This window comes from Dyadobacter tibetensis Y620-1 (assembly GCF_000566685.1).
Taxonomy (GTDB): Bacteria; Bacteroidota; Bacteroidia; order Cytophagales; family Spirosomataceae; genus Dyadobacter; species Dyadobacter tibetensis.
On the sequence record NZ_AZQN01000001.1, the window covers coordinates 364,473 to 387,361 of the forward strand.

A 22,889-nucleotide genomic window follows, 5' to 3' on the forward strand; every position below is an offset into this window, starting at 1 on the left:
AGGATTTTATGCTTTTTATCTAGAAAAATAGTATTATTTTGATTATATTTAGCTTCGTTTATGGTCTGAAAATGCTATTTTGAAATATGGACCCGTGTACGACTTAGCTTCGTACTATGACTTTATAAAATGTTTTATTTAATGAGATCTAAGTATTTTACTTTGATTTATAAATGATCCATAATAGATTTGTGTAGCCGAATTGCTTTTTCAGGTGACAAAAATATTTGAAAGCAGATTTACCAAGTTCCCTGTCCTCTCTACTGACATTTAACCGGGACAGTATATAGTATTCGCTCTACTTCGCCTCTGGAAATATCCAGCTCGTTTCTACTCTGTATAGTCTAACTCATTTCCTCATAATAATATGAAAACCATTGAAGAAATAAGATCTGATATCTTTCAACAGATAGATGATCTAAAATTAGAATCCGGTATCAACAATAAGTTGAAGATTGACTTGGATGGAAAACTGGCCATTATAACCGGTCAGTTTCACGATCAGGAACAGAAGAGACGAATTCTCGAAATTATCACTGCATATCCCCAGATGAAGGTTCTTTGTGATGCAGGTGTGGAAATGGATATGTCCGAGTCGGAGGCAGATCGATGTTTGAAAGAACAGATAATGAAAACCCTAGGTGAAGGTTTACGTTACTATCAAAATGTAAGGGTGCTGGTAAGTGCAGGGCGCGTTTTTTTAGATGGGAAAGTAAGTCAAGAAAAGGATCGTCAGATAATATTTGCCCTGATAGATCAGCTTTCCGGGGTGAAAAGTATAATTAATAATCTTACCTATTCAAGAAACTTTTCGCGCATGAGTCATTCCTAACTGGCTTGTTGGCCTACTTTCAGTTTCAGTTAGAATGGGTAACATTCAGTTGGGTCCCTTGACAGGGTTTTATGCCCCAGTGAGAGAAACTTTCACTTATTTCAAGAAACGCCATCAACTAAATTGGCCCGGAATAGCTTCTGCGCCCCTTAAAATGGGCTTATCCTTACCCATTATCGGCAAATCCAGGATAAAGTGTCATTCCACCGTCTATATATATGGTGGCACCATTTACGTAGTCTGAGTCATCTGAAGACAACCAGGCAACCGCTTTGGCAATATCCAGGGCCGTTCCAATTCTTTTATACGGTATTAATTTAAGTAATTCCTGGCTCTTCTCAGAATCGGACCATACCTCTTCATTAATAGCAGTTTTGATGGCTCCTGGGCTAACGGCATTAACTCTGATTTTCATAGGGGCTAGTTCCTGAGAAAGTGTTTTCATTAACATCAACACGCCCCCTTTAGAAGCCGCGTAATTAACATGACCCGCCCAGGGGATTACGTCATGCACGGAGCTCATCAATATCATTTTCCCTATGCAGGCATCTTCTGAAGGCGGTGTATTTTTGGCCTGCTTCACGAAAAGTCGGGCAGCCTCGCGGGTGCAAAGAAACTGACCTGTCAGATTGACGCCAATTACCTTATTCCATTCGTCGAGACTCATGTCAAGGAAAGATGAATCTTTCTGCATCCCGGCATTGCTCACTAATATATCTACTCGTCCAAAAGCCTCTACAGTCTCTGAGAATAACCTTTGCACATCGGCTTCATTGCTCACGTCGGCCTGGACAAGGATGCCAGTGCCTCCTGCCTTTTGAATCTTCTCCAAGGTAGCTTGCCCTTCCTCCTCGCTCCGGGCATAATTAACCACTACTTTGGCTCCCAAAGAACCTAAATATTCCACACAGGCTTGCCCTATACCGGAACTGGATCCTGTAATAATGGCCACTTTATTTTTAAGGTCAGAATAGCTCATAAGACGTCTTTTTCATTAAATTTTATTTTCTTCCACACCTTCCGATTAATATTTTTGACGGCCCAGTTTTTTGCTATTAAAATTGATTTTCTTAAGGCCTTAACCGGGTCTATATTCTCGTGACTCAACAGGTCCTGAGCTATTAACAAGGCACGTTCCCGTGTTGTGGGAGTGAGGTACATCAGTTCTGGTACTTGGTGTATGGATTCCTTATTGATCATGGTGTTAATAAATTAGTTGACAGTGACATAAATGTAAAAAGGATGCCAGCATCACTACCTGTCGAAATTTCCATATAAATACGACAATTTTACACATAACGTGACATATTGAGCAAAAAAAATCCCCATCCGTAAAGATGGGGATTAAGATATATATTAAATGCTTATTTCACTTCTTCGAAATTTACGTCAGTTACATCATCCGCATTTCCGCTAGAGGCATTCGAGTTCTCAGCACCATTATTGGCTGCACCAGCACCAGCTCCGGGAGCTCCTTGATCTGGTGCGCCTTGAGCATACATTTCCTGAGAGGCTGCTTGCCATGCCGCATTTAATTTTTCCATGGCAGCATCGATTCCTTCAATATTTTGGGCGGCATGAGCGGCTTTAAGCTCTGTCAAACCACTTTCTAAGGTCGTTTTATTGCCTTCAGAAAGCTTATCGCCATATTCTTTAAGTTGCTTCTCCGTAGAGAAAATCAAGGTGTCAGCAGCGTTAATTTTATCTACTTTCTCGCGTTCAGCCTTGTCAGCCGATTCGTTGGCTTTTGCCTCTTCACGCATTTTATTGATCTCCTCTTCGGTAAGACCGCTTGATGCCTCAATTCTAATTTTCTGCTCTTTGCCGGTTCCTTTGTCCTTAGCCGAAACACTCAGGATACCGTTGGCATCCACATCGAATGTTACTTCGATCTGAGGCACTCCGCGCTGAGCCGGTGGTATGTCAGAAAGATGGAAACGACCTAGAGTCCTGTTTTGATTGGCCATTGGGCGTTCACCTTGAAGGACGTGTATTTCCACAGAAGGCTGATTATCAGCGGCAGTAGAGAATACTTCCGTTTTCTTAGTTGGAATCGTGGTATTGGCATCAATTAATTTGGTTGAAACACCACCCATCGTTTCTATTCCTAATGACAATGGAATAACGTCTAGCAGAAGTACATCCTTCACTTCTCCAGTTAAAACGCCTCCTTGAATAGCGGCACCAACGGCGACAGCTTCATCAGGGTTTACATTTTTCGAAGGTTTTCTGCCAAAGAATTTCTCAACTTCTTCCTGAACTTTTGGAATACGGGTACTTCCCCCAACCAATATCACTTCCGTTATGTCACTATTGCTATAGCCAGCATTTTTCATAGCTCTTTTACAAGGCTCCATCATTCTCTGGAACAAAGTATCGGCTAATTGTTCGAATTTCGAACGAGTAAGTGTACGTACTAAGTGCTTGGGGATACCATCTACTGGGAAAATATACGGAAGGTTGATTTCCGTTTGAGTAGAGCTGGACAACTCTACCTTTGCTTTCTCCGCAGCTTCTTTAAGACGCTGCAGCGCCATTGGATCTTTCCGCAAGTCTACTGCTTCATCTTTCTGGAACTCGTCGGCAAGCCAGTTAATGATTACCTGGTCAAAATCGTCCCCTCCAAGATGGGTATCACCATCGGTAGATTTTACTTCGAAAACCCCATCGCCCAACTCAAGGATAGAAACATCGAAGGTACCACCACCAAGGTCGAAAACCGCGATTTTCATATCCTGGTGTTGCTTGTCGAGACCATAAGCCAAGGCCGCAGCCGTAGGTTCGTTAATGATCCTTTTTACATCCAACCCGGCAATCTGACCGGCTTCCTTGGTAGCTTGACGCTCTGCATCGTTAAAGTAGGCAGGAACCGTAATTACTGCTTCGGTTACTTCCTGTCCTAAATAATCTTCAGCGGTCTGCTTCATTTTCTGAAGAATAAAGGCGGATACTTCTTGTGGAGTATATAGGCGATCGCCGATGGGTACACGTGGAGTGTTATTAGGCCCTTGTTCTACGGTATAAGCGATCGTTTTCATTTCACTGGATACATCGTTGTACTTCTTACCCATGAAACGTTTGATCGAACTGATAGTATGCTTGGGATTGGTGATTGCCTGACGCTTGGCAGGCGCACCGATCTTACGCTCACCATTATCCATGAAAGCAACCACGGAGGGGGTCGTGCGGGCTCCTTCGCTGTTGGCTATTACGACAGGCTCGTTACCTTCCATGACAGCCACGCAGGAGTTAGTAGTTCCTAAGTCTATGCCAATTATTTTTCCCATTTGAATCGTTATTTTGGTTATTTAAATTAAGTCCTCTTTATTTTTCGATAGCTCTTATAGCTTTGGTTTAATACTAAAAACCCCGTACCAAACCGGAGAATAAGCCGCTGTGGTGACAAAGTGTCAGTCCCGCATACCCGGTTTATTTACCGATTATGCGGGACTGTAAAGCCGAAATTGGAGGATTAGGAGATTACACCATCCTGCCCATAAATGGATCTGTCATGCTCTCCCGACCGCAGTCTACTCGCCCGGCATAACGCTGGGAAAAGGAGCTATTTCCCTCAATGGTCACCGTAATGTCGTACCAGTAATGGTTTTTTTGGAGGTCCAATTTGACTGTAACAGAGCCTTCATGAAGGGTTTTGGGATCAATTATCTTGCTCAGGGTCTTAGTATTATAAGCATTATCCCGGATTTTGACAGTGAATTTCGGCTGGCCTGTAACAGGCTTAATCTCTAATATAAGATCTCCAGTAAATTTGCCGGCCTGGTCTTTTGCATATCGGCATAGAATGTCGGGAGTGATGCCAGATTTTTCACCTTTATATTGACGGTAAAACCCATTGGGTCCATTTACTTCTAGATCGTAGTTCTGATTTTGGAAGGAATTCAAAGGCCATTGATCTTGAAGACTGTCACCTGCACGAACGGCATAATTCCTGACAGTCTGATCAGGATCAGCCTCGAAATTTCGGGCATATACGATGAAAGGACTGCCAGATGATTTGGCGCCGTGCATATCGTTTCCCGCTTTAAACGATATTTGAAATGCATTTAAATCTGTCTTGAAGGATCCGTCGGCATATAGTTCATAGGGTAGGGCACAGGAAGGACGTATGCCCGGTTCTTGCTGGGGGAGTACCTTGGACTTATGTGGAGCCTGATTGGCCAATTTTATTTCTTCTTCTGTGAGCGCTTTAAATCCGCTCGGAAGTTTTTTGAATTGAGCATTATGAATGCCCTCCATAAATTCATTTCGATCGAGAAAACCTGGTAATGCAATTTTTTTTCCATCGTAAGGGCTGAAGGAAGCCGTAAGATCACTACAGATAGTACGACGCCATTCACTGATATTTTCCTCCTTAATTTGCTTTCCCGTTTTATGAGTCAGAAAATGCTCCATAAACTGAAGAATAGAGGTATGATCAGAGATTTGGGAGAAAACCTTTCCCCCGCGATTCCAGGGTGAGGCCAGAACCAACGGTACCCTGTATCCTAGCCCAATAGGACTTTCTCTGCTTTGAGATTCCTCTTTCTGGCGCATATCCTGCTCCTTAGTAACATAGTCAGTCTTGCAGTCAATACCATCCGAAACTTTTCCACTATCCGATTTGTAGGGATTAGGAACGACATACGGCGGAACATGATCGAAATACCCATCATTTTCATCATAACATAGGATGAAGATTGTTTTCTTCCAAATCTCCGGATTTTTTGTAAGTATGTCCATTACCTCCGAAACATACCATGCCCCATACCAGGGAGAGGTGGGGTGGTCCGAAAAGTTTTCGGGAGCTACCAACCAGGAGACGGTAGGTAGCCGATCATTGTTTACATCGGTCCGAAACTGATGCAAAATATCGCCCTGGGGCGCTTTTGCCTCTCTAATAATGTCCCCATCATGATACTGGACCGTCGTAATACGCCGATAATCAGGGTCGTTAATATTGGTCGTGTATGCCCTTCTATGAATACTTTTCTGATACTCAGTGAGCTTGTTAAAATTTTCCGCACTCCATTCCTTTTGTTCGGCCTGAAGAAATTCAACTAATAAATTCTTGTCTTCAAGAGATTTACGGAGTTTTTTTGCGCTGGATTCATCCTTATTCACTGCTCGTAATTCGGCACGTATTTCCGAAATTTCTTTCCGTAGCTCGGTAAGTTTTTTGGAAATATAGTTCTGGTAACCGGTATGATATCGAATATTATACTGTTTGAACCATTCTAAAGGACTATCTGTAAAATTGGCCAGCCATTCTTCTTCCTCCCCCTCGAATCCGGTCCTTATACTGAGTTCGTTCTGATAGATTCGCCAGGGAATTCCTGCATCTTCCAAACGTTCCGGAAAGGTTTTCCATGAGGCCTCACGCTCGTCATTTACGTTTTCATTTCTTACATTGGCATATGATTCAGTGCTGGGAGTTTCGCGTATTGTTCCTGTCCATAGGTACAGTCTGTTGGGGGTAGTACCGGTCATAGCAGAACAGAAATTTTGATCGCCTACTGTAAAAGCGTCCGCCAGGGCATAGTAGAAGGGGATATCTTCACGATTATAATAACCTTGTGCTAATGGCATATGCTTGTATAATGAATTGCCCGGTTGTTTGGCAATCAGCCAATTATCATATAAACCCTTGTTTCGAGCATCCACTTGGTCGGTCCAGGAGTGGGGGAGCGAACCCATCCAGGTGGCATTGGAGGCCCTCATATTTAAGCGAAAGGGTACATGTGTGGCTCCAAATGCATCAGTTTGCATCCAGGCGAGATTTCCATTGGGAAGCCGTATCGTTCTGGGATCATTGAATCCTCTAACACCCTGAAGGCTACCGTAAGCATGATCGAAGGAACGATTCTCCTGCATTAATACCACGATATGTTCAGCATCGAGGTAGGTACTTCCAGGGGCAGGATCAATGGCCAGAGCTTTTTTTATGGATTCCGGAATACTTCCCATCATACCTGCAGCACCTGTTAATAATGTAGCTTTTCTTATAAATTCTCTTCTAGACTCCATCGTATCGTTTGTGGTTTAGGACCATTAAAGTAATTGAAATACGATCGATAAACCAAATGATACCATACACCATGCACATATTTAACGATGGCATCATATATACAATAAAAGCCCAGTGCCTAAATTCATAGACACTGGGCTTTTCAGGAGTTTATATATTACTTATTTCCCAAACAGACCTCCTAGCATGCCGCCAAGGTCTAATCCCCCGGCCTGATCTTTACCGGTCTTGTTTCCACCCCCCATCAAACTTCCACCTACGTTAATCAGATCGTTCATATCTAATTTCCCATCGGCCAATGCGTATCCAATCTGATTAAAATCGAAGCCGCCACTCGTAGAGGGTGCGGCTTGACTGCTGCCGCCGGCAAGCCCCCCCAGGATACTATTAAAATCGATGCTAGAGTCGTTGGGGTTGCTAACCTTACTGATTAGGCTTTGCAGAACACCAGGAAGTACGGATGCAACGATTCCCGAAGCAGCTCCGCTGTTCAGGCCAAATTTTTCTGTGATCGATCGGATGGCATTATTAGCAATAGAGGACACAATGGGATTATCCATTAAGCCGGCCGAGGCAGACTGTCCTTCCTTGCCCGAAAGGAGACCCATAATTCCCTGCATGTTGCCTGAGGCCGCCTGCTGTTGCATACCTCCAGTAATAGCACTCATAATGGTGGTCATTACATCGTTATTTTTTTCGTTGGGCACCTGAGGGTTTTCCACGATTGCTTTCTGAGAATTTTCCTGAATGAGGCCTAATAGTTGGTCTAGCATGGTTTTGCGTTTAGTGTTATAGGTTTGAGACTGTTCCCAAGCCTTGAAGTAACACTAATTAAAAATTGTTTCAAAAAAAAATCCCGCCAATTGGCGGGATGCTGTTTTATTTTACTTGATCAACGATCGCTTTAAAAGCATCGGGATGATTCATTGCCAGGTCGGCAAGCACCTTTCTATTAAGAGCAATTCCTTTATTTCCCAATTTGCCCATTAATTGGGAGTAGGATAGACCATGAATTCTGGCTCCTGCATTAATACGCTGAATCCAAAGTGCACGGAAATGGCGTTTCTTCTGTTTACGACCTTCATAGGCATAGCTTAAAGCTTTATCTACGGCGTTTTTGGCAACGGTCCATACATTCTTGCGACGGCCGAAATAACCTTTCGCTAATTTTAATACTTTTTTACGTCTTGCACGCGACGCAACGTGGTTCACTGAACGTGGCATAATTTAACTGTTTTTGATGGTCGGCGCTCCTTAACGGAGACTTGAAAGCCGGCAATCGGGTGGAACAAAAAACCGAAATGGTATTTTATAAATAGGGGCAGTGTTCGCTTAGTATTTGCGAAGCATTGCCAGAACTTGCTTCTCGTTGCTTACATCGATCAAACCAGTTTTCATCAATTTCCGCTTGCGCTTATTTGATTTTTTGGTAAGAATGTGGCTGTGAAAAGCATGTTTACGCTTGATTTTACCTGTTCCAGTAAGCGAAAAGCGTTTTTTCGCACCAGAAATGGTTTTCATTTTAGGCATAATAAAAAATAGAATAGTTGATTAAATATAAAACAGCGTGCAAAATTATAAAGAATACCTCAAAATAAAAAATCGTAAAGGTGTGAAGACACACTTTTACGATTTTTTGAATATAAGATAGACTATTACTTCTTGGCAACCGCAGGTGCCAAAATGATCGTCATACGTTTTCCTTCGAGCTTTGGCTGCATTTCAAGTTTTCCATAGTCAGCTAACGCTTCCGAGAATTTATTGAGAAGATTGGAGCCACGTTCTTTGAAAACAATAGTACGACCTACGAAGTGGACGTAAGCCTTCACCTTTGAGCCTTCTTTTAGGAAGTTAATGGCATGCTTTAATTTGAATTCAAAATCATGGTCGTCGGTATTGGGACCGAAACGAATCTCTTTAATAACAACCTTTTGAGCCTTGGCTTTTATCTCCTTTTGTTTTTTCTTCTGCTCGTATTTGAATTTGGAGTAATCCACCACCTTACAAACAGGTGGTACCGCAGTAGGCGCAATTTCCACCAGGTCAAGGCTTTGAGCCTTAGCCATGGCTTTCGCCGTTGCAATATCAACAACTCCTGGTTCTATATTTTCGCCTACCAGACGAACTTCTTTTGCTGTGATTCGATCATTTATTTTATAGGGTTCTTCGGGAACTCTGAACCGGCCGCTATGGGGTCTTAATGCCATATATGATTGGATTGGTGATTTTTTGGTTAAAAGTGGAATCAATGATTTAACACTAACGCCACAAAAATAGTGCCTTATTTACTTAATTATAGTAATTTATCCTGAAAACTTCAAATTTTAGCTTCTTTTTTAAAGAAATCAGCAAATTCTGCAATTGTCAGACTTCCTAGATCTCCTTCTCCTTTGCGTCGGATAGAAATTTTGCCTTCCTCCATCTCTTTCTCGCCTACAATAAGCATAAAGGGAACTTTCGTCACTTCTGCATCTCTAATTTTTCGCCCTATTTTCTCGTCCCTATGATCTACAAATCCACGTATATCATGGTCTTGTAATTGGAAAAAGACGTCTTCTGCATAATCAGCGAATTTTTCAGAAATCGGCAGGATGGCAATTTGATCGGGTGAAAGCCATAATGGGAATTGCCCAGCTGTATTCTCAATAAGGATAGCAATGAAACGCTCCATAGATCCAAAGGGTGCCCTATGGATCATGACCGGACGATGCTTCTGGTTGTCGGAGCCTGTATATTCCAGTGAAAAACGCTGAGGCAACTGATAATCTACCTGTATGGTTCCGAGCTGCCATTTTCTTCCTAGTGCATCCCGAACCATAAAATCAAGTTTGGGTCCGTAAAATGCAGCCTCTCCAAGCTCTGTAACAGTGGCTAGCCCCTTCTCTGCCGCAGCTTCGATAATGGCTTGTTCCGCTTTTTCCCAGTCTTCATCGTTCCCAATGTATTTTTGTTTATTTTCCGGATCCCGCAAAGAAATCTGGGCACTGTAGTCATCAAATCCTAAGGAATTGAAGACATATAATACAAGGTCGATTACTTTCAAAAACTCTGACTTAACCTGATCGGGACGACAGAAAATATGTGCGTCGTCCTGGGTGAACCCGCGAACCCGCGTTAGGCCATGTAATTCCCCACTTTGTTCATATCGATATACAGTACCAAACTCAGCAAACCGTAAAGGTAGGTCTTTATAGGAGCGGGGTGAGGTTTTGTAGATTTCGCAGTGATGCGGACAGTTCATGGGTTTAAGCAAATACTCTTCACCTTCATTGGGCGTTTTGACCGGCTGAAATGAATCCTTGCCATATTTTTCCCAATGGCCGGAAGTAATATATAGTTCTTTGCTGCCGATATGAGGTGTAACCACAGGTAGATATCCGGCTCTGGTTTGGGCCTTGCGAAGGAAACTCTCAAGTCTTTCCCGTAACATTGCTCCCTTAGGCAGCCACAAGGGGAGTCCCTGACCCACTTTTTCGGAAAAAGCGAATAACTCCAGATCTTTACCCAACCGTCGGTGATCTCTTTTTTTGGCCTCCTCCATAAGTGCCAAATGTTCATCGAGTTCCTTTTGTTTGGGAAAAGTAATACCATAAATGCGGGTCAACATTTTGTTTTCCTGCTTATTTCTCCAATAGGCCCCAGCAATATTCGTTAGCTTGATGGCTTTGATAATTCCTGTATTGGGAATATGAGGACCTTTGCAAAGATCCGTAAAGTTTCCTTGTTGATACAAAGTGATGGAACCATCTTCCAGTCCATCGATCAGTTCAAGCTTGTATTGGTCCCCCTTTTCAGTGAAGTAGGCAATGGCCTCTTCTTTTGAAATTGGTTTTCTGACATACTCGTTTTTCTGGCGGGCCAGCTCGAGCATTTTCTTCTCTATTTTAGGGAAATCATCCTGACTAATGGTATGCTCACCTAGGTCTATATCGTAGTAAAAGCCGCGCTCAAGGGAGGGTCCGGTACCGAATTTCACCCCAGGATACAGCGCTTCCAGAGCTTCTGCCAATAGGTGAGCAGATGAATGCCAGAAGGTTGCTTTACCATCATCGTCGTTCCAGGTTAAAAGCTTAACCATCGAATCTTCCTGGATAGATCTGTTGGGATCCCAAACTTCATCACCAACTTTGGCAGCGATTACATTTCGGGCCAATCCTTCGCTAATGCTCAGGGCTATGTCTATGGCTGTTGCACCTTTGGGGTAATTTCGTTTGCTACCATCTGGAAGCGTTATAATAATTTCGGACTCGTCTTTCATTCAATTATAATATGTATTGCGATTGATCTTGATGTATGCTAGTCGACACAGAAAAAGGAATTTTCAGCCTTTTTGGTACGTATATCTTGCAAATCTATTCAATTTTGGCCTTTCTTAAGGTATCTATCTTCAAATTTATAGTTCCTTTAGGTTGGATCGGGCTGATTTTAATTCTGGAGCTGTCCCTATGAGACTCATTTTCGTCAGATAGGAGAGGTGAATGGTCCTTTTGAAGATAGGCATTTTCCAGAGATTGAATACGATACATGCCATAACGCGCATTCTGATTACTGGAATTTGACTCTAAGATACGGGTATAAATGGCCTTGGCCTGGACAAAATTTCCCAGTTTTTCAAAGGCATATCCCGACAATTCCAGTATTCCGGTGTCGGCGGGACGAATTTGCTGAAGTTTTTCTAAAGGAGGCAGGGCCTGACTGTACGCTTTTTGACCTATCGCCGTTTTGGCCCATTGCATTAAAGCCTTTTCATAGTCAGGCTTCAATGCAACTGCTTTGCGATACTGAATGATTGCCGTGTCAGGTAATGCCATTATCCGGAATACCTCTCCTCTCTCAAAATACAGCTCAGGACGGTCTGGAAATCGATTAATAGCCAGATTGTTGATCTGTAAAGCCTCGGTTGGTTTGCCTAAACGGCGATAAATCCTGGTCGATTCTTCATAAGCCCGGCGGAACCTCGGATTCAGGTTAATGGCTTCTCTTAAGCTTTCTAAGCTTGCCAAACTGTCGCCCTGATGCGCCTGGATCATCCCCTTAACAAAATAGACTGATCCATCGAAGGGTGTCATCTTCATGGCCTGATTTAAATATGCAACGGCCTTCCGATGATTATTACCAGACTGATAAATATCCGCTAACAGTATATATAGCTCAGGGCTGGACTGCTGCAGAGCTTCTGAGCGCTCCGCATCGGCAAGGGCCTTTTCGATCTGTTCTAGTTCCATATAGATTTTCCCTCTTAAAAGGAAAAAATCGGATCGGTTGGCGTCTCCCTCAATCGCCGTATTGATATCAGACAATGCCGCAGGGTAGTTCTCCTGGTCAAAATAAATTCTTGCCCTTTTAAAATAATTATCTTCCCGATCGAGTCCTCGCCGGATCAGATCCGTTAGAGAAAGGATTGCAGTCTTTTGCCACTCTTCCCTGGCATTTTCTAGAACCGGTGGAATGCGCGTGTCGCTTTGATCTTCTTTTTGACAAGAAGATAAGCAAATAAGTAAAAGGACTAATATATATAAGCTACAACGTATCACGCCTTATGAAAATAATTAAAATATAGAACTCTTAAAGGCATTCCACTCCCAGGTGTATCTTGAGGGCATGATTATTAGGAAATATCTGAAAATCGCGAAAAAACGCCAAGTGGCAGTTTTTTATTAAAACTATCTGGAATATATAATTCGCCGAATTCATGTTTAATTCCCTCTCCAAAATGAGCTTTCACAAGATTGTCAACGATCAGTGCCGACAATCCCAGAGAATAAAGATTGATGATAAAGAAATAATTTTTTTTCTTTAACAGTAAAGCCGATAAGCGGAGGAGTTCATTTAACTGCTCTTCCAGAACCCATTTCTCACCGTCGGGGCCCCTGCCGTAAGCTGGAGGATCTAATATGATTCCATTATATTGATTTCCACGTCGTACTTCTCTCTGAACGAATTTGACAGCATCTTCAACCACCCAACGGATATTATTCAGGCCAGAAAGTTCCATGTTTTCACGCGACCAGCTGATGACCTGCTTGACAGAGTCAACATGGGTTACGTCAGCACCAGATGCTTTAGCGGCTAAGCTAGCGATACCGGTGTAGGCAAAGAGATTTAAGACGTTAGGCTTTTCTTCATGAATATCCTTAAGCTTGCTGGCTATAAAGTCCCAGTTAGTAGCCTGTTCAGGAAAAATTCCAACATGTTTGAAAGAAGACAGGGCCAGTTTTGCACGAAGGTGAAGATCCCCTGTGCGATATTGCATTACCCAGCGATCGGGCATGTCATTGCCGACAATCCACTGACCTTTGTCTTGTGCATTTTTGTCTTTTTTGAAAGTTGCATTACTCTGTTGAACCCATTCCTTTTCGGAAAGAGATTTGTCCCAAATGGCCTGTGGCTCAGGACGACGCAAGGTGTAAGGTCCGAATTTTTCAAGTTTTTCGTAAGCACCGGAATCTATCAGCTGGTAATCAGTATGTTGGTCTGGCGTAAGTAATAACACGGAAAGCAGGTTGAATGATAAGTATGATGAAATTATAAAATAGCAGATGATTGGTTCCCCTGTTTCTGCCGGGCTAGCACAACTGTGTCTTGAATCAGTGTTCTATTTTGGCTAAATAGTAAATATTCCTTCGTCCACGGTTTTCGGAGGATGTATTCGGGTTGCTAATTCGTTGAGAACCCCAGGCGATATAGTAGTGATCGTACCAGAAATCAATATCATCCGTTTCAGTTTTCCGTATTTTGTCTCCTTCCACGCCCGTGGGGAGCGTAAAACTTGCCTCTCCCTTGACTACCCTGTTTTGGCTGATGGTTTTGCTCATTACCTTACCACTTTTAGTATAAGCGAGTTTAACCTGATCGCCAGCAAGTGTCTGAAGCTTAACCTTCTGCCGTAAATCCATGGATTTTACCCCTTCAAAATTTATATGGTTGTCCCATATTATGTTTCCAGTTGCAGAAATGCCAGCGACGATAGCATGGGTGTAGGTAAAACCATCGAATATTTGTTGATTATAAGCCCTTCCGTTGTACATGGGATTGTAAAGATAAGGGTTATACAAACTTCTGCCAAAGGGGTAACCCATCATGGACTGGTATCCGGACCCCATGCCTGGAGTCTGATAGCGGAATTCCGGATAATAGACTTCCGCCAGCAATAAATAGTTTTCGTTATGGGGAATAAGATCGTGAAGTAGTAAGCGGTAATTGAGCTTTAAGTCCTGGCCTGCTTCTTTTTTCTTATCAATCCTCTTTTCGAGTTTTTCCTGCTGACGTGGATTTAGGAATTGAAAGAAATTGCTGAAGTCGGTAAAACTATGATAACGAGCATATTGGACTTTTCCATCCACAAATTTACTGATAAATATCCCCTGGCTGGCTGCAGAGCGTGTACTCTGCATGTTCCGATAGCCGTAAGTACCCACTAGAAGTTGCGTATTATTATCAATTATCTGCAATCGGCCATTGATAATGGAATACTCTGGCTCGGGTACTTGTTCCACCTCTAAGGCCACCCTGCCCCTATCGTCGTAGGCCCTGACCAATAATTTAGTTTCTTTGCCATTTTTAATGGCGTAATTGACATGAACCAGGCCATGAAGACTATCTACTTCTAATGACTGAATGACGCTAGATCCTTGCATTGCAGAAGGAAGAATTCTGGTTTTGGGAGTATCGAGTTGGGAATATAATAATACGGCTTCGTTGCGCAATTTTCCAGCCATAAAAATGGAATATCCCATACTGACAAAATCTGTGAGTTCAAACCGGGGCATGGTCTCTATATGAAAAGTCTCTAGAAATCCTGGCCCAATATTTACTTTTACGATTTTATAGATGCTGCTTTTGGTTTTATTAAAAAGTAGGTAGATCGACTTTCCGTCATAGGTTGTAGTTATCAAATCCAGATTGGCTCCTAACGGACCCTCAATGGACCATATATTGTCCAAATCGGTACTAAATCTGCGTACTAGGAATGAGTCTTTGGTAGGTTTAGAAATGACTATAACACCTTTTTCTCCGATCGGGATGGTCCGGATGGTTTCTACATTACCTTTAATTGGAATTTCAATTCGACGAACTTCCTGTCCAAGCGCTGTGGACCAATCGAATGTCAACAAAAACAGTAGTAAAATAATGATACGACTAAGGTTCATAAGCAAGGGCAACGATATGATCAAACTCTTCCATTTTTAACGGGCATACCGACAATCTTGAGAGTTTTACCAAGGCAATATCTTTCAGTTGAGGGTCCTGTTTGATCTGTGCTAGGCTGATGGCCTTAGGAAGTTTCGCGACCGGTTTGAAATGCACCACTACCCATCTGGGGTCGTCTGAGGTTGGGTCGGGGTAATGTTCTTTACTCACTTTGGCGATTCCGACCACTTCTTTGCCGACATTGCTATGATAGAATAGGGCCTGATCGCCTTCTTTCATTGCCATCATGTTATTACGAGCCTGATAATTTCGCACGCCATCCCACATGGATTCTCCTTCTTCTACAAAATGATCCCAGGAATACTTAAATGGTTCCGACTTGATGAGCCAGTAATTCATATTTGACAGTTTTTCTTAATAAAGAGTATAAGCTATCCGCTGCTGAATGGATTACGTCACAGCGGATAAGCAATAAATTTGATCAGGGAAATTTAGGGAATTTGCTGAAATCCGGGGTACGTTTTTCCAAAAACGAATTAAAGCCTTCCTTAGCCTCTTCACTCAGATAATATAGGAGCGTAGCATTTCCAGCCAACTCCTGAATTCCAGCCTGACCGTCAAGTTCGGCATTAAATGAACTCTTTAACATGCGAATTGACAAGGGGCTTTTAACCTGAATCTTCTTACACCAGGCTATGGTGGTCGCTTCTAATTCTTCCAGCGGAACAACCTTATTAACTAAGCCCATCTGCAATGCTTCGTCGGCATCATATTGGTCACAGAGAAACCAAATTTCTCTGGCTTTTTTCTGACCGACTACCCTCGCCAGATAAGAAGCTCCAAATCCACCGTCAAAACTACCTACCTTGGGTCCTGTCTGACCGAACCTAGCATTGTCGGCCGCAATGGTCATGTCGCATACTACATGCAACACATGTCCACCACCTATAGCCCAGCCTGCTACCATGGCTATCACGACTTTGGGAATCGATCGAATCATTTTTTGTAAGTCTAGCACATTGAGGCGGGGCACATGATCTTCTCCAATATATCCACCATGCCCTCTCACCGATTGATCGCCACCTGAACAGAATGCCTTTCCTCCCTCACCGGTAAGGATAATTACTTCTATTTTCGGATCTTCCCGGCAGATGTGCATCGCATCGATCATCTCACTGACCGTCTGAGGGGTGAATGCATTATGTTTCTGCGGGCGATTAATGCTGATTTTGGCTATACCCTCATGCAGGGTAAATAATATATCCTGATATTCTTTAATGGTTTCCCATTGAACTGAAGCTGACATAAAACTGATTTAATTATACTATATGACCAAAAAGCTTATTTATTAATTCTACATTCTCCCAATGTACAACTTTTATTCTTGTACGATTTACAATCGGATTCTGATTGGTGCATACCATACAAGTACTGCGAAATTAAAGATTGTTTTTCGGACAGTCAAAAACTTATATTTATCTTTCGCCCTTCAAATGGAAAAGGAGAGTCTGTTATAACCATCCTTGATATATTAACTGCCTTAGGACCATACCTTATCTATGACCAATTATTGGTGTACCAACCGGAAAGCAATAGCGGCTGGAGATAGCCCGCTTCTACCTCAATTTCAGAAAGCTTATGAATTCATGAGATGCTGGCTATCGGGCCAAATGGTTTTCGATCTACAAACATCAGGATCAACAGGACTTCCCAAAACAATTACGGTTAACCGGCGTCAGCTTGAAGCTAGTGCTCGAATGACCGGAACCGCCTTTTCATTAGGGAAAGCCAGTCGAGCTTTGGTTTGTCTGAATACAGACTATGTTGGAGGCCTGATGATGCTTGTAAGAGGGATGGAACTGGATTGGCAGCTTACCCTCACGCCAGCCTCCTCCAATCCCCTTCAGTCAGTACCTGATGGAAGTATATTTGATTTTGCGGCTCTGGTACCTCTTCAGATGGAAAATATTTTAGAAAGTCCGGAAAGTAGATGTAAACTGGACGATGTAGATACTATACTTTTGGGTGGCGCACCTGTTTCTGAAAGCTTAATTAGCAGCTTGCGGTCGCTACCTACAAAGGTATATCAGAGCTATGGGATGACAGAGACGCTGAGTCATATCGCTATTCGACGGCTGAACCCTGTCCCTGAGCTTACCTATTCAGTGCTGCCGGGTATGGAAGTGGGTCATGATCAGCGAGGATGTTTGTTTGTTCGGGGAGGAGTTACCGATGGACAGCTGGTCCAGACCAATGATATCGTACGTTTTACTTCTGGCGATAAATTCGAGTGGATTGGAAGAGCCGATCATGTGATTAATTCTGGAGGCATAAAAATTATTTTAGACCTGATCGATCGGCAGCTTGGTCCAATCCTTCTGGAAGCTGGAATCAATGCTCCGTTTTTTAGCTGGTATGAGCCAGATGATCGATTGGGTCAAAAATTAGTGTTATTTTTGGAACATCAAGGGTCGGAAGGAGTAGAAAGCACCCTGAAAACCAGATTTCTTAAGGCTATGAAACGTTATGAAGTGCCAAAGACCATTCATTTTGTGGCCCAATTTGCTAGGACAGCGACTGAAAAAATTGATAAGCTGAAAACGGCTGACATTGTATATAAAAAACACCCATGATTACAGATCTTGAAATACCAGGCAGGTACACCATACGGTTCCAAACCGCACCGGCAATACCCGCACCATTTGCTCATTATGATAGTTTAAGAATGGATATTCGTTCGGAGAATGATTTGTTCATTGATTTTTCAACCAAGTATTTACATCGTGAGGATCTGACGGACGATGAAATTTATAATGAAGGGTTTACTACCGACGATGACTTTAAATTTAAAGGAAAAATCCCTGCTGTCTGGATTGAGGAATTTAAGGATATCCTTACCTCTTCTAAGATTATCCGCAAACGGGAAGAAGTGGAGTTTGAAGACTTTGTAGAAATTGAAATAGAAGAAAAAGGTAAGCTAGTAACCATATATCCTGTTGATCGCGAGCGCTGGGCATATTTTATTCAAGAATTTATGCAGGCAATAGTTGAAGTAGCAGGAAAAGAAAAACCATTTGAGCTTACTTATCTTGTGATAGGGCAGGATGAATTGTCTGTGGATCTTACGGCATCTTTCGCCAACAAGTCTTTCTATATTCGAAATAGCCTGGGCAGACAGGAAGAACTTGCCTGGAGTCAATTGAAGACAATTTTGGATACGATCTATAGCGCGGAATTTCTATACGATGAGGCCACCGAGAACCGACCAAGAAAGAAAGGTAGCTATCTAACTGCTGGAGATGGCCTTTGGTACCAACTTGGAGTTTCCGTTGTTGAGCCTTCTAATAAGAGCAAGAAGCTGGATGAAATTACAACGATTTTGCAGCCTTTACTTCAAGGCTGATCTTAGCCGGATGTGCTCTAACCAATAATAGGAATAGAGCACATTCTTATATCATTTCCGTTTGAAACCGATCTATTTCTGTTTTTAATTCATTTGCCAAACTAGATAATTTATCTAAAGATGGCTTTGATGAGGGCATTTGTTTTCCTACATAGGCCTGGATGGCCCATACTTCCAGGACTTCCTGGATGGGTATCTCCATATCTGCAATACCATTATGACAGGCCATGGCAAGTAGGGTGCCATTTTGTTTCACCTGGTTGGCCACTTGGCGATAAACTATTCCATGTCTTTTAAGTACCAGAACATATTTTTCTCCGTGACGTATATCGTACCAGTTCCCTACGAATGTGCCGATTAATATCGAATCGGGAAGAGGGAAGTCAGGGCCACTTTCGAAGGCTCTGTAGTATCCCTGGTCTAAATTTGGTAGTGAAAATACGGGTAACTGAGCTATATATTGAGGATTTTGCAGGTTTTTCAAATAAGTTGCCTCGTCTTTTAATGATACCCACTGAATGCTGGGGTAATGGGATTTAGGCAGTAAATTTTTTGCCTCCGTTTGGATGGGGTCATAATGATTATTAAAAACCGGAATACTACCCCTTTCGTTTCCAGCTTCTGCAATATCTCTTACAGGTGAATGATGAGTATAGGGCTGCTTATCTGTGCGAGTCGGTGGGATGTTACTGGACGTATGAAACGGGTGGCCATGTATAGGTTTAAGATTAACCTGACGAGATACGGTTCTGATTTCTGGTGCAACCGGGGAAAACTTATCCATCAATTTCTCTAATGGCTGTGGTTCTGAGAGAACGGATAATCTGTTACTGCTCGGGCCCGTGTTGCTGGCAGTAGAAATGGTAGTCTGTCGCGATACATTTAGTGGAAGTAAGGTGTCGGGTGTTTCACGCAATCGACGTAAATCATTTTTTAGCAAATTGTCAACTGAAACGCCAAATGCCGCCGCCATATTCTTCAGATTGGTAATATTCGGATTGGCGCGGGCCTCTTCGTAGGCTCCTAAAAGAGACCGTTTAATGGCTATTTTTTTAGCAAACTGCTCCTGAGTCAACCCGTTAAGTCGACGAAGGTATTTGATATTATTGCTTACGATACTCATCTTAACACGATATTGACTGAATTTTCTTTAGTAATTAGCAAAAATTTTAGTAATTAATCAATATCGCAAGTTTTGTAGACCTTTTTTTTATAGATGGAGCGATTCTTTTACCGGAATAAAAGCATTAAATTGTTTTTTTACCATTAATTACTCCGGAGGATGACTAACAGCGAGATAGAATTTATTTTTCAGTCACAGAAAGCCAATAAATTTGTCATTGGTCAAACTGTATTTGAAGAGCGAAAAAGGAAATTGATCGCCATGAAAGACTACCTTTTGGCTCATCTCGATACTGCCTGCGAGGCCACCGCCGTGGATCTGCAAAAGCCAAAGTCGGAGACCCTGATCAGCGAAATCTTCGTGCTGATTAATGAAATCAATTATACGGTAAAACATCTGAAGAAATGGATGAAACCAGCCCGGCAGGTAAGTGGATTAGCTGCCATCGGCACATCTAACCATATCTATTACGAATCGAAAGGTCAGGTACTGATAATAAGCCCATGGAATTATCCAATCAATTTAGCGCTTAAACCCCTCATTTCGGCCGTAGCTGCAGGATGTGTAGCCATCCTGAAACCTTCAGAGCTGACGCCCGCTTCCAGTTCTTTTCTCTCCAAGATGATTGAGACAATATTTCCTTCTACAGAAGTTAAAGTAGTGGAAGGAAATGTGGAGGTAGCACAAAAGCTTTTGGAGCAACCGTTTGACCATATATTTTTCACCGGTAGCACTGCCGTGGGTAAAATTGTAATGAAAGCTGCTTCAAAAAATCTTACCTCTGTTACTTTAGAGCTTGGGGGAAAATCACCATGCATTATCGACGCTTCCTGCGATCTGGAATCAACGGCCAGACTAATAGCCTGGGGGAAATTTTTTAATGCGGGACAAACGTGCATAGCCCCCGATTATGTTTTGATAGAGCGATCCATTCAACCCCAATTCATGGAACTTTTAGGGCGAGTGATTTCCAAAATGTATGATCCAGAAGGAAAGGGGGTTCAGGCTTCTTCCTCACTGGCGCGAATTATCAACGGTTCCCATTTCGACAGGCTTGTTGGATACTTGCAAGATGCTGAGAATAAGGGAGCTCAAATCCTGATCGGGGGGCAATATCAGAGCGAGCTTAAGTTTATAGCGCCTACAGTAATAGATCAGGTAAAAGACGACATGTTGCTTATGCGGGAAGAAATCTTCGGCCCCATACTTCCCATTATACCTTTTGCAGACTTGTCGGAAGCAATCGACTATGTAAATGCCAGAGATAAACCCTTAGCGCTATACATACATTCGAAGCATCAGGACAATATCGAAAGAGTCCTTAGGGAAACAAGTTCTGGAAACGCTTTGGTCAACGAGGTTTTATCTCATTTTGGAAATCCTGATCTTCCATTTGGAGGTGTCAACCAGAGTGGAATAGGTAAATCTAATGGCTTTTACGGATTTGTCGAATTTAGCAATCCAAAAGGGGTTATGAAAAGAAGGTTTGGGACCATTAAATTTCTTTTCCCTCCTTATGGGCCAAAGCTTGAGATGTGGTTAAGAAGGGCCTTGAAGTGGATGTAGAATATTACGTGCCTGGGGTAACTGCCCAGGCACGAAACATATCAGGCATATATTTCTTTTTTTGTAGCCTTCAAAGTGTTGGTAAGTAGTCCGCAAATGGTCATGAGGCCTACCCCGCCAGGGACTGGGGTGATATAGCTGGAAACGGGCGCAACCTGAGCAAAATTTACATCCCCTTTGATCGCAAAACCGCTTTTTTTGCTGCTATCCTCAACTCGGGTTATACCCACATCAATTACCACAGCTCCTTCTTTAACATAATCGGGGGTAACAAATTCGGGTCGGCCCAGGGCCACAATCAAAATATCTGCAGACTTACAAATTTCTTGTAAATTTTTGGTTCTACTATGTGTTATCGTAACGGTACAGTTTCCAGGATATTCATTTCTCTGCATAAGTATGCTCATGGGTAGCCCAACGATTTGGCTTCTTCCAATTACAACGCAATGTTTACCTGCAGTCTCTATAGAAGCTCGTTTGAGCATTTCAATGATTCCAAAAGGAGTGGCCGACAAATATGCAGGAAGACCTTTGCACATGCGTCCTACGTTGATTGGGTGAAAACCGTCGACATCTTTTCGGTAATCTACCGCTTCCATAATTCTGTTTTCAGAAATATGCTTGGGAAGTGGAAGTTGCACGATAAATCCGTCTACATCCTCATCATTATTAAGTGAATTTACTGCCTCCAATAATTCATCTTCTGTAATATCGGCATCGAATTTCAGTAGGGTAGAGGTAAAGCCAATTTCTTCACAGCTTCGGATTTTAGAGGCCACATACGTTTGACTGGCTCCATCTGCTCCCACGAGTATGGCCGCCAAGTGAGGCTTTTTACCACCGCTTTTTACCCATTCAGCCACGTCCTGTTTGATTTCGGATTTTATTTCTGCCGATATGGCCTTCCCATCTAGTAATTGCATGTTCTGTATTTTCTTGTAATTATTTGTAATTGCGAAATTAGTTAAAAACTAATTTCAAAAGTATTCCCCAGTTTTAATTATACGCTTCTAGCAGAATATTTGTGACTATTTGCATGCCTACTGTGGCTTTCTCTTCAATAAGATGATAGTTGGGCCTTGTTCGGATCTCGGGAAGCTTGGGATCGACTAGAAAGATGGAAGCCTTCTTGGGAGCATAATGTATCAGTCCAGCAGCCGGGTAAACTACCAGTGAGGTGCCGATAATTATAAGAATGTCCGCCTCCTCTACATGCGGTATGGCCTCTTCCATTTTTGGGACAGCCTCTCCAAACCAAACAATATCCGGACGTAATTGACTCCCATCCTCCGAGGTATCTCCTATATTGAGTTCCCATCCTTCTATAGGATAAGTTATCTTAGGATCTATACTGCTCCTGGATCTAAACAGTTCACCATGAAGATGCAGAACCTGAGTAGAGCCGGCACGTTCATGAAGGTTGTCAATATTCTGGGTTATGATTTGAACATTGAAGTGCTTTTCGAGCTCGGCTAAAGCCAGATGGGCGCTATTGGGGACCACCTCGAGGGCATTCTTACGGCGCTGATTGTAAAATTGGAGTACAAGCGCCGGGTCTCTGGCCCAAGCCTCAGGAGTGGCAACTTCTTCTATACGATAATTTTCCCAAAGGCCATTTTGGTCACGAAATGTACTGATACCACTTTCTGCACTGATACCTGCTCCAGACAAAACAACAATTTTCTTCATCCCTTAAAATAATCTAGGCGCTTAAATTTTTAGGTAGACCTGTATTGGGTGTAGAATGAAACGTAAATGACCCATTCCAGGAAGAATGGGCCACTTGATT

The 22,889-nt window shown here is 42.6% G+C and carries 21 protein-coding genes; 4 read left to right on the forward strand and 17 right to left on the reverse strand.

What is annotated here, in order from left to right; translation table 11 throughout:
* Nucleotides 1-367 precede the first annotated feature (367 nt).
* Nucleotides 368-832 (forward strand): BON domain-containing protein, encoded by a 465-nt coding sequence (locus X939_RS0101560; protein ID WP_025761499.1) that lies wholly within the window; start codon nt 368-370, stop codon nt 830-832.
* Between the two features lie 166 nt (nt 833-998).
* On the opposite strand, the gene X939_RS0101565 is transcribed toward X939_RS0101560, so the two are convergent.
* The 14 genes from X939_RS0101565 to menB form a co-directional block, all read right to left on the reverse strand.
* Nucleotides 999-1,811 (reverse strand): glucose 1-dehydrogenase, encoded by an 813-nt coding sequence (locus tag X939_RS0101565; protein WP_025761500.1) that lies wholly within the window; start codon nt 1,809-1,811, stop codon nt 999-1,001.
* Entirely contained in the window at nt 1,808-2,032 is a 225-nt protein-coding gene (locus tag X939_RS0101570; RefSeq protein ID WP_025761501.1) for a hypothetical protein, read from the reverse strand. Before X939_RS0101570 ends, X939_RS0101565 begins: the two co-directional genes overlap by 4 nt.
* Before the next feature lie 164 nt (nt 2,033-2,196).
* Nucleotides 2,197-4,119: a molecular chaperone DnaK gene (dnaK, locus tag X939_RS0101575; RefSeq protein WP_025761502.1), complete on the reverse strand. Its 1,923-nt coding sequence runs from the start codon at nt 4,117-4,119 to the stop codon at nt 2,197-2,199.
* 193 nt (nt 4,120-4,312) lie between these two features.
* The gene (locus X939_RS0101580) at nt 4,313-6,856 is read right to left on the reverse strand and encodes a phosphocholine-specific phospholipase C (RefSeq protein ID WP_025761503.1); all 2,544 of its coding nucleotides are present in this window, start codon (nt 6,854-6,856) and stop codon (nt 4,313-4,315) included.
* A gap of 162 nt (nt 6,857-7,018) precedes the next feature.
* Nucleotides 7,019-7,630 carry a hypothetical protein gene (locus X939_RS0101585; protein WP_025761504.1) on the reverse strand — a complete coding sequence of 204 codons (612 nt, stop codon included), beginning with the start codon at nt 7,628-7,630 and terminating at the stop codon, nt 7,019-7,021.
* A gap of 106 nt (nt 7,631-7,736) precedes the next feature.
* Nucleotides 7,737-8,081, reverse strand: coding sequence for a 50S ribosomal protein L20 (gene rplT / locus X939_RS0101590; RefSeq protein ID WP_025761505.1), 345 nt, complete (start codon nt 8,079-8,081; stop codon nt 7,737-7,739).
* A gap of 108 nt (nt 8,082-8,189) precedes the next feature.
* Nucleotides 8,190-8,387, reverse strand: coding sequence for a 50S ribosomal protein L35 (gene rpmI, locus X939_RS0101595; protein WP_025761506.1), 198 nt, complete (start codon nt 8,385-8,387; stop codon nt 8,190-8,192).
* A 125-nt stretch (nt 8,388-8,512) separates the two neighbouring features.
* Complete coding sequence (gene infC / locus X939_RS0101600) at nt 8,513-9,064, reverse strand: translation initiation factor IF-3 (RefSeq protein WP_025761507.1); 552 nt, start codon at nt 9,062-9,064, stop codon at nt 8,513-8,515.
* A 110-nt stretch (nt 9,065-9,174) separates the two neighbouring features.
* Nucleotides 9,175-11,115, reverse strand: coding sequence for a threonine--tRNA ligase (gene thrS / locus X939_RS0101605; RefSeq protein WP_025761508.1), 1,941 nt, complete (start codon nt 11,113-11,115; stop codon nt 9,175-9,177).
* 94 nt (nt 11,116-11,209) lie between these two features.
* The gene (locus X939_RS0101610; protein ID WP_025761509.1) at nt 11,210-12,391 is read right to left on the reverse strand and encodes a tetratricopeptide repeat protein; all 1,182 of its coding nucleotides are present in this window, start codon (nt 12,389-12,391) and stop codon (nt 11,210-11,212) included.
* Nucleotides 12,392-12,465: 74 nt separating this feature from the next.
* Nucleotides 12,466-13,350 carry a class I SAM-dependent methyltransferase gene (locus tag X939_RS0101615; protein WP_025761511.1) on the reverse strand — a complete coding sequence of 295 codons (885 nt, stop codon included), beginning with the start codon at nt 13,348-13,350 and terminating at the stop codon, nt 12,466-12,468.
* Between the two features lie 94 nt (nt 13,351-13,444).
* Complete coding sequence (locus X939_RS0101620; RefSeq protein WP_025761512.1) at nt 13,445-15,007, reverse strand: hypothetical protein; 1,563 nt, start codon at nt 15,005-15,007, stop codon at nt 13,445-13,447.
* Nucleotides 14,997-15,407 carry an EVE domain-containing protein gene (locus X939_RS0101625; protein ID WP_025761513.1) on the reverse strand — a complete coding sequence of 137 codons (411 nt, stop codon included), beginning with the start codon at nt 15,405-15,407 and terminating at the stop codon, nt 14,997-14,999. The genes X939_RS0101620 and X939_RS0101625 overlap by 11 nt, the downstream gene beginning before the upstream one ends.
* A gap of 82 nt (nt 15,408-15,489) precedes the next feature.
* Nucleotides 15,490-16,314 (reverse strand): 1,4-dihydroxy-2-naphthoyl-CoA synthase, encoded by an 825-nt coding sequence (gene menB / locus X939_RS0101630; RefSeq protein ID WP_025761514.1) that lies wholly within the window; start codon nt 16,312-16,314, stop codon nt 15,490-15,492.
* Nucleotides 16,315-16,567: 253 nt separating this feature from the next.
* On the opposite strand from menB, the gene X939_RS0101635 reads away from it, so the two are divergent.
* Both X939_RS0101635 and X939_RS0101640 read left to right on the forward strand, forming a co-directional pair.
* A complete protein-coding gene (locus X939_RS0101635; RefSeq protein ID WP_025761515.1) occupies nt 16,568-17,641 on the forward strand; it encodes an AMP-binding protein in 1,074 nt (357 codons plus the stop codon).
* Nucleotides 17,638-18,411, forward strand: coding sequence for a hypothetical protein (locus tag X939_RS0101640; protein WP_025761517.1), 774 nt, complete (start codon nt 17,638-17,640; stop codon nt 18,409-18,411). Before X939_RS0101635 ends, X939_RS0101640 begins: the two co-directional genes overlap by 4 nt.
* A 46-nt stretch (nt 18,412-18,457) precedes the next feature.
* Here X939_RS0101640 and X939_RS0101645 read toward each other — a convergent pair whose 3' ends face one another.
* Complete coding sequence (locus tag X939_RS0101645; protein ID WP_025761519.1) at nt 18,458-19,534, reverse strand: helix-turn-helix domain-containing protein; 1,077 nt, start codon at nt 19,532-19,534, stop codon at nt 18,458-18,460.
* Nucleotides 19,535-19,693: 159 nt separating this feature from the next.
* Here X939_RS0101645 and X939_RS0101650 point away from each other — a divergent pair, with 159 nt between their 5' ends.
* Nucleotides 19,694-21,100 carry an aldehyde dehydrogenase family protein gene (locus X939_RS0101650; protein ID WP_025761520.1) on the forward strand — a complete coding sequence of 469 codons (1,407 nt, stop codon included), beginning with the start codon at nt 19,694-19,696 and terminating at the stop codon, nt 21,098-21,100.
* A gap of 41 nt (nt 21,101-21,141) precedes the next feature.
* Here the strand turns inward: X939_RS0101650 and X939_RS0101655 are convergent, their stop codons facing one another.
* Together X939_RS0101655 and X939_RS0101660 are read right to left on the reverse strand one after the other, a co-directional pair.
* Entirely contained in the window at nt 21,142-22,023 is an 882-nt protein-coding gene (locus X939_RS0101655) for a bifunctional 5,10-methylenetetrahydrofolate dehydrogenase/5,10-methenyltetrahydrofolate cyclohydrolase (protein WP_025761521.1), read from the reverse strand.
* A 73-nt stretch (nt 22,024-22,096) separates the two neighbouring features.
* Nucleotides 22,097-22,789 (reverse strand): SIR2 family NAD-dependent protein deacylase, encoded by a 693-nt coding sequence (locus X939_RS0101660; protein WP_025761523.1) that lies wholly within the window; start codon nt 22,787-22,789, stop codon nt 22,097-22,099.
* Nucleotides 22,790-22,889: the final 100 nt, after the last annotated feature.

Bases quoted from the DNA above. Each gene is read 5' to 3' on its own strand.
- X939_RS0101580 (WP_025761503.1), bottom strand. From the start codon at position 6,856: ATGGAGTCTAGAAGAGAATTTATAAGAAAAGCTACATTATTAACAGGT.
- X939_RS0101625 (WP_025761513.1), bottom strand. From the start codon at position 15,407: ATGAATTACTGGCTCATCAAGTCGGAACCATTTAAGTATTCCTGGGAT.
- X939_RS0101640 (WP_025761517.1), top strand. From the start codon at position 17,638: ATGATTACAGATCTTGAAATACCAGGCAGGTACACCATACGGTTCCAA.
- X939_RS0101585 (WP_025761504.1), bottom strand. From the start codon at position 7,630: ATGCTAGACCAACTATTAGGCCTCATTCAGGAAAATTCTCAGAAAGCA.
- infC (WP_025761507.1), bottom strand. From the start codon at position 9,064: ATGGCATTAAGACCCCATAGCGGCCGGTTCAGAGTTCCCGAAGAACCC.
- rplT (WP_025761505.1), bottom strand. From the start codon at position 8,081: ATGCCACGTTCAGTGAACCACGTTGCGTCGCGTGCAAGACGTAAAAAA.
- X939_RS0101560 (WP_025761499.1), top strand. From the start codon at position 368: ATGAAAACCATTGAAGAAATAAGATCTGATATCTTTCAACAGATAGAT.
- X939_RS0101660 (WP_025761523.1), bottom strand. From the start codon at position 22,789: ATGAAGAAAATTGTTGTTTTGTCTGGAGCAGGTATCAGTGCAGAAAGT.
- X939_RS0101570 (WP_025761501.1), bottom strand. From the start codon at position 2,032: ATGATCAATAAGGAATCCATACACCAAGTACCAGAACTGATGTACCTC.
- X939_RS0101650 (WP_025761520.1), top strand. From the start codon at position 19,694: ATGACTAACAGCGAGATAGAATTTATTTTTCAGTCACAGAAAGCCAAT.
- X939_RS0101655 (WP_025761521.1), bottom strand. From the start codon at position 22,023: ATGCAATTACTAGATGGGAAGGCCATATCGGCAGAAATAAAATCCGAA.
- X939_RS0101635 (WP_025761515.1), top strand. From the start codon at position 16,568: ATGACCAATTATTGGTGTACCAACCGGAAAGCAATAGCGGCTGGAGAT.
- thrS (WP_025761508.1), bottom strand. From the start codon at position 11,115: ATGAAAGACGAGTCCGAAATTATTATAACGCTTCCAGATGGTAGCAAA.
- X939_RS0101645 (WP_025761519.1), bottom strand. From the start codon at position 19,534: ATGAGTATCGTAAGCAATAATATCAAATACCTTCGTCGACTTAACGGG.
- rpmI (WP_025761506.1), bottom strand. From the start codon at position 8,387: ATGCCTAAAATGAAAACCATTTCTGGTGCGAAAAAACGCTTTTCGCTT.
- X939_RS0101620 (WP_025761512.1), bottom strand. From the start codon at position 15,007: ATGAACCTTAGTCGTATCATTATTTTACTACTGTTTTTGTTGACATTC.
- menB (WP_025761514.1), bottom strand. From the start codon at position 16,314: ATGTCAGCTTCAGTTCAATGGGAAACCATTAAAGAATATCAGGATATA.
- dnaK (WP_025761502.1), bottom strand. From the start codon at position 4,119: ATGGGAAAAATAATTGGCATAGACTTAGGAACTACTAACTCCTGCGTG.
- X939_RS0101565 (WP_025761500.1), bottom strand. From the start codon at position 1,811: ATGAGCTATTCTGACCTTAAAAATAAAGTGGCCATTATTACAGGATCC.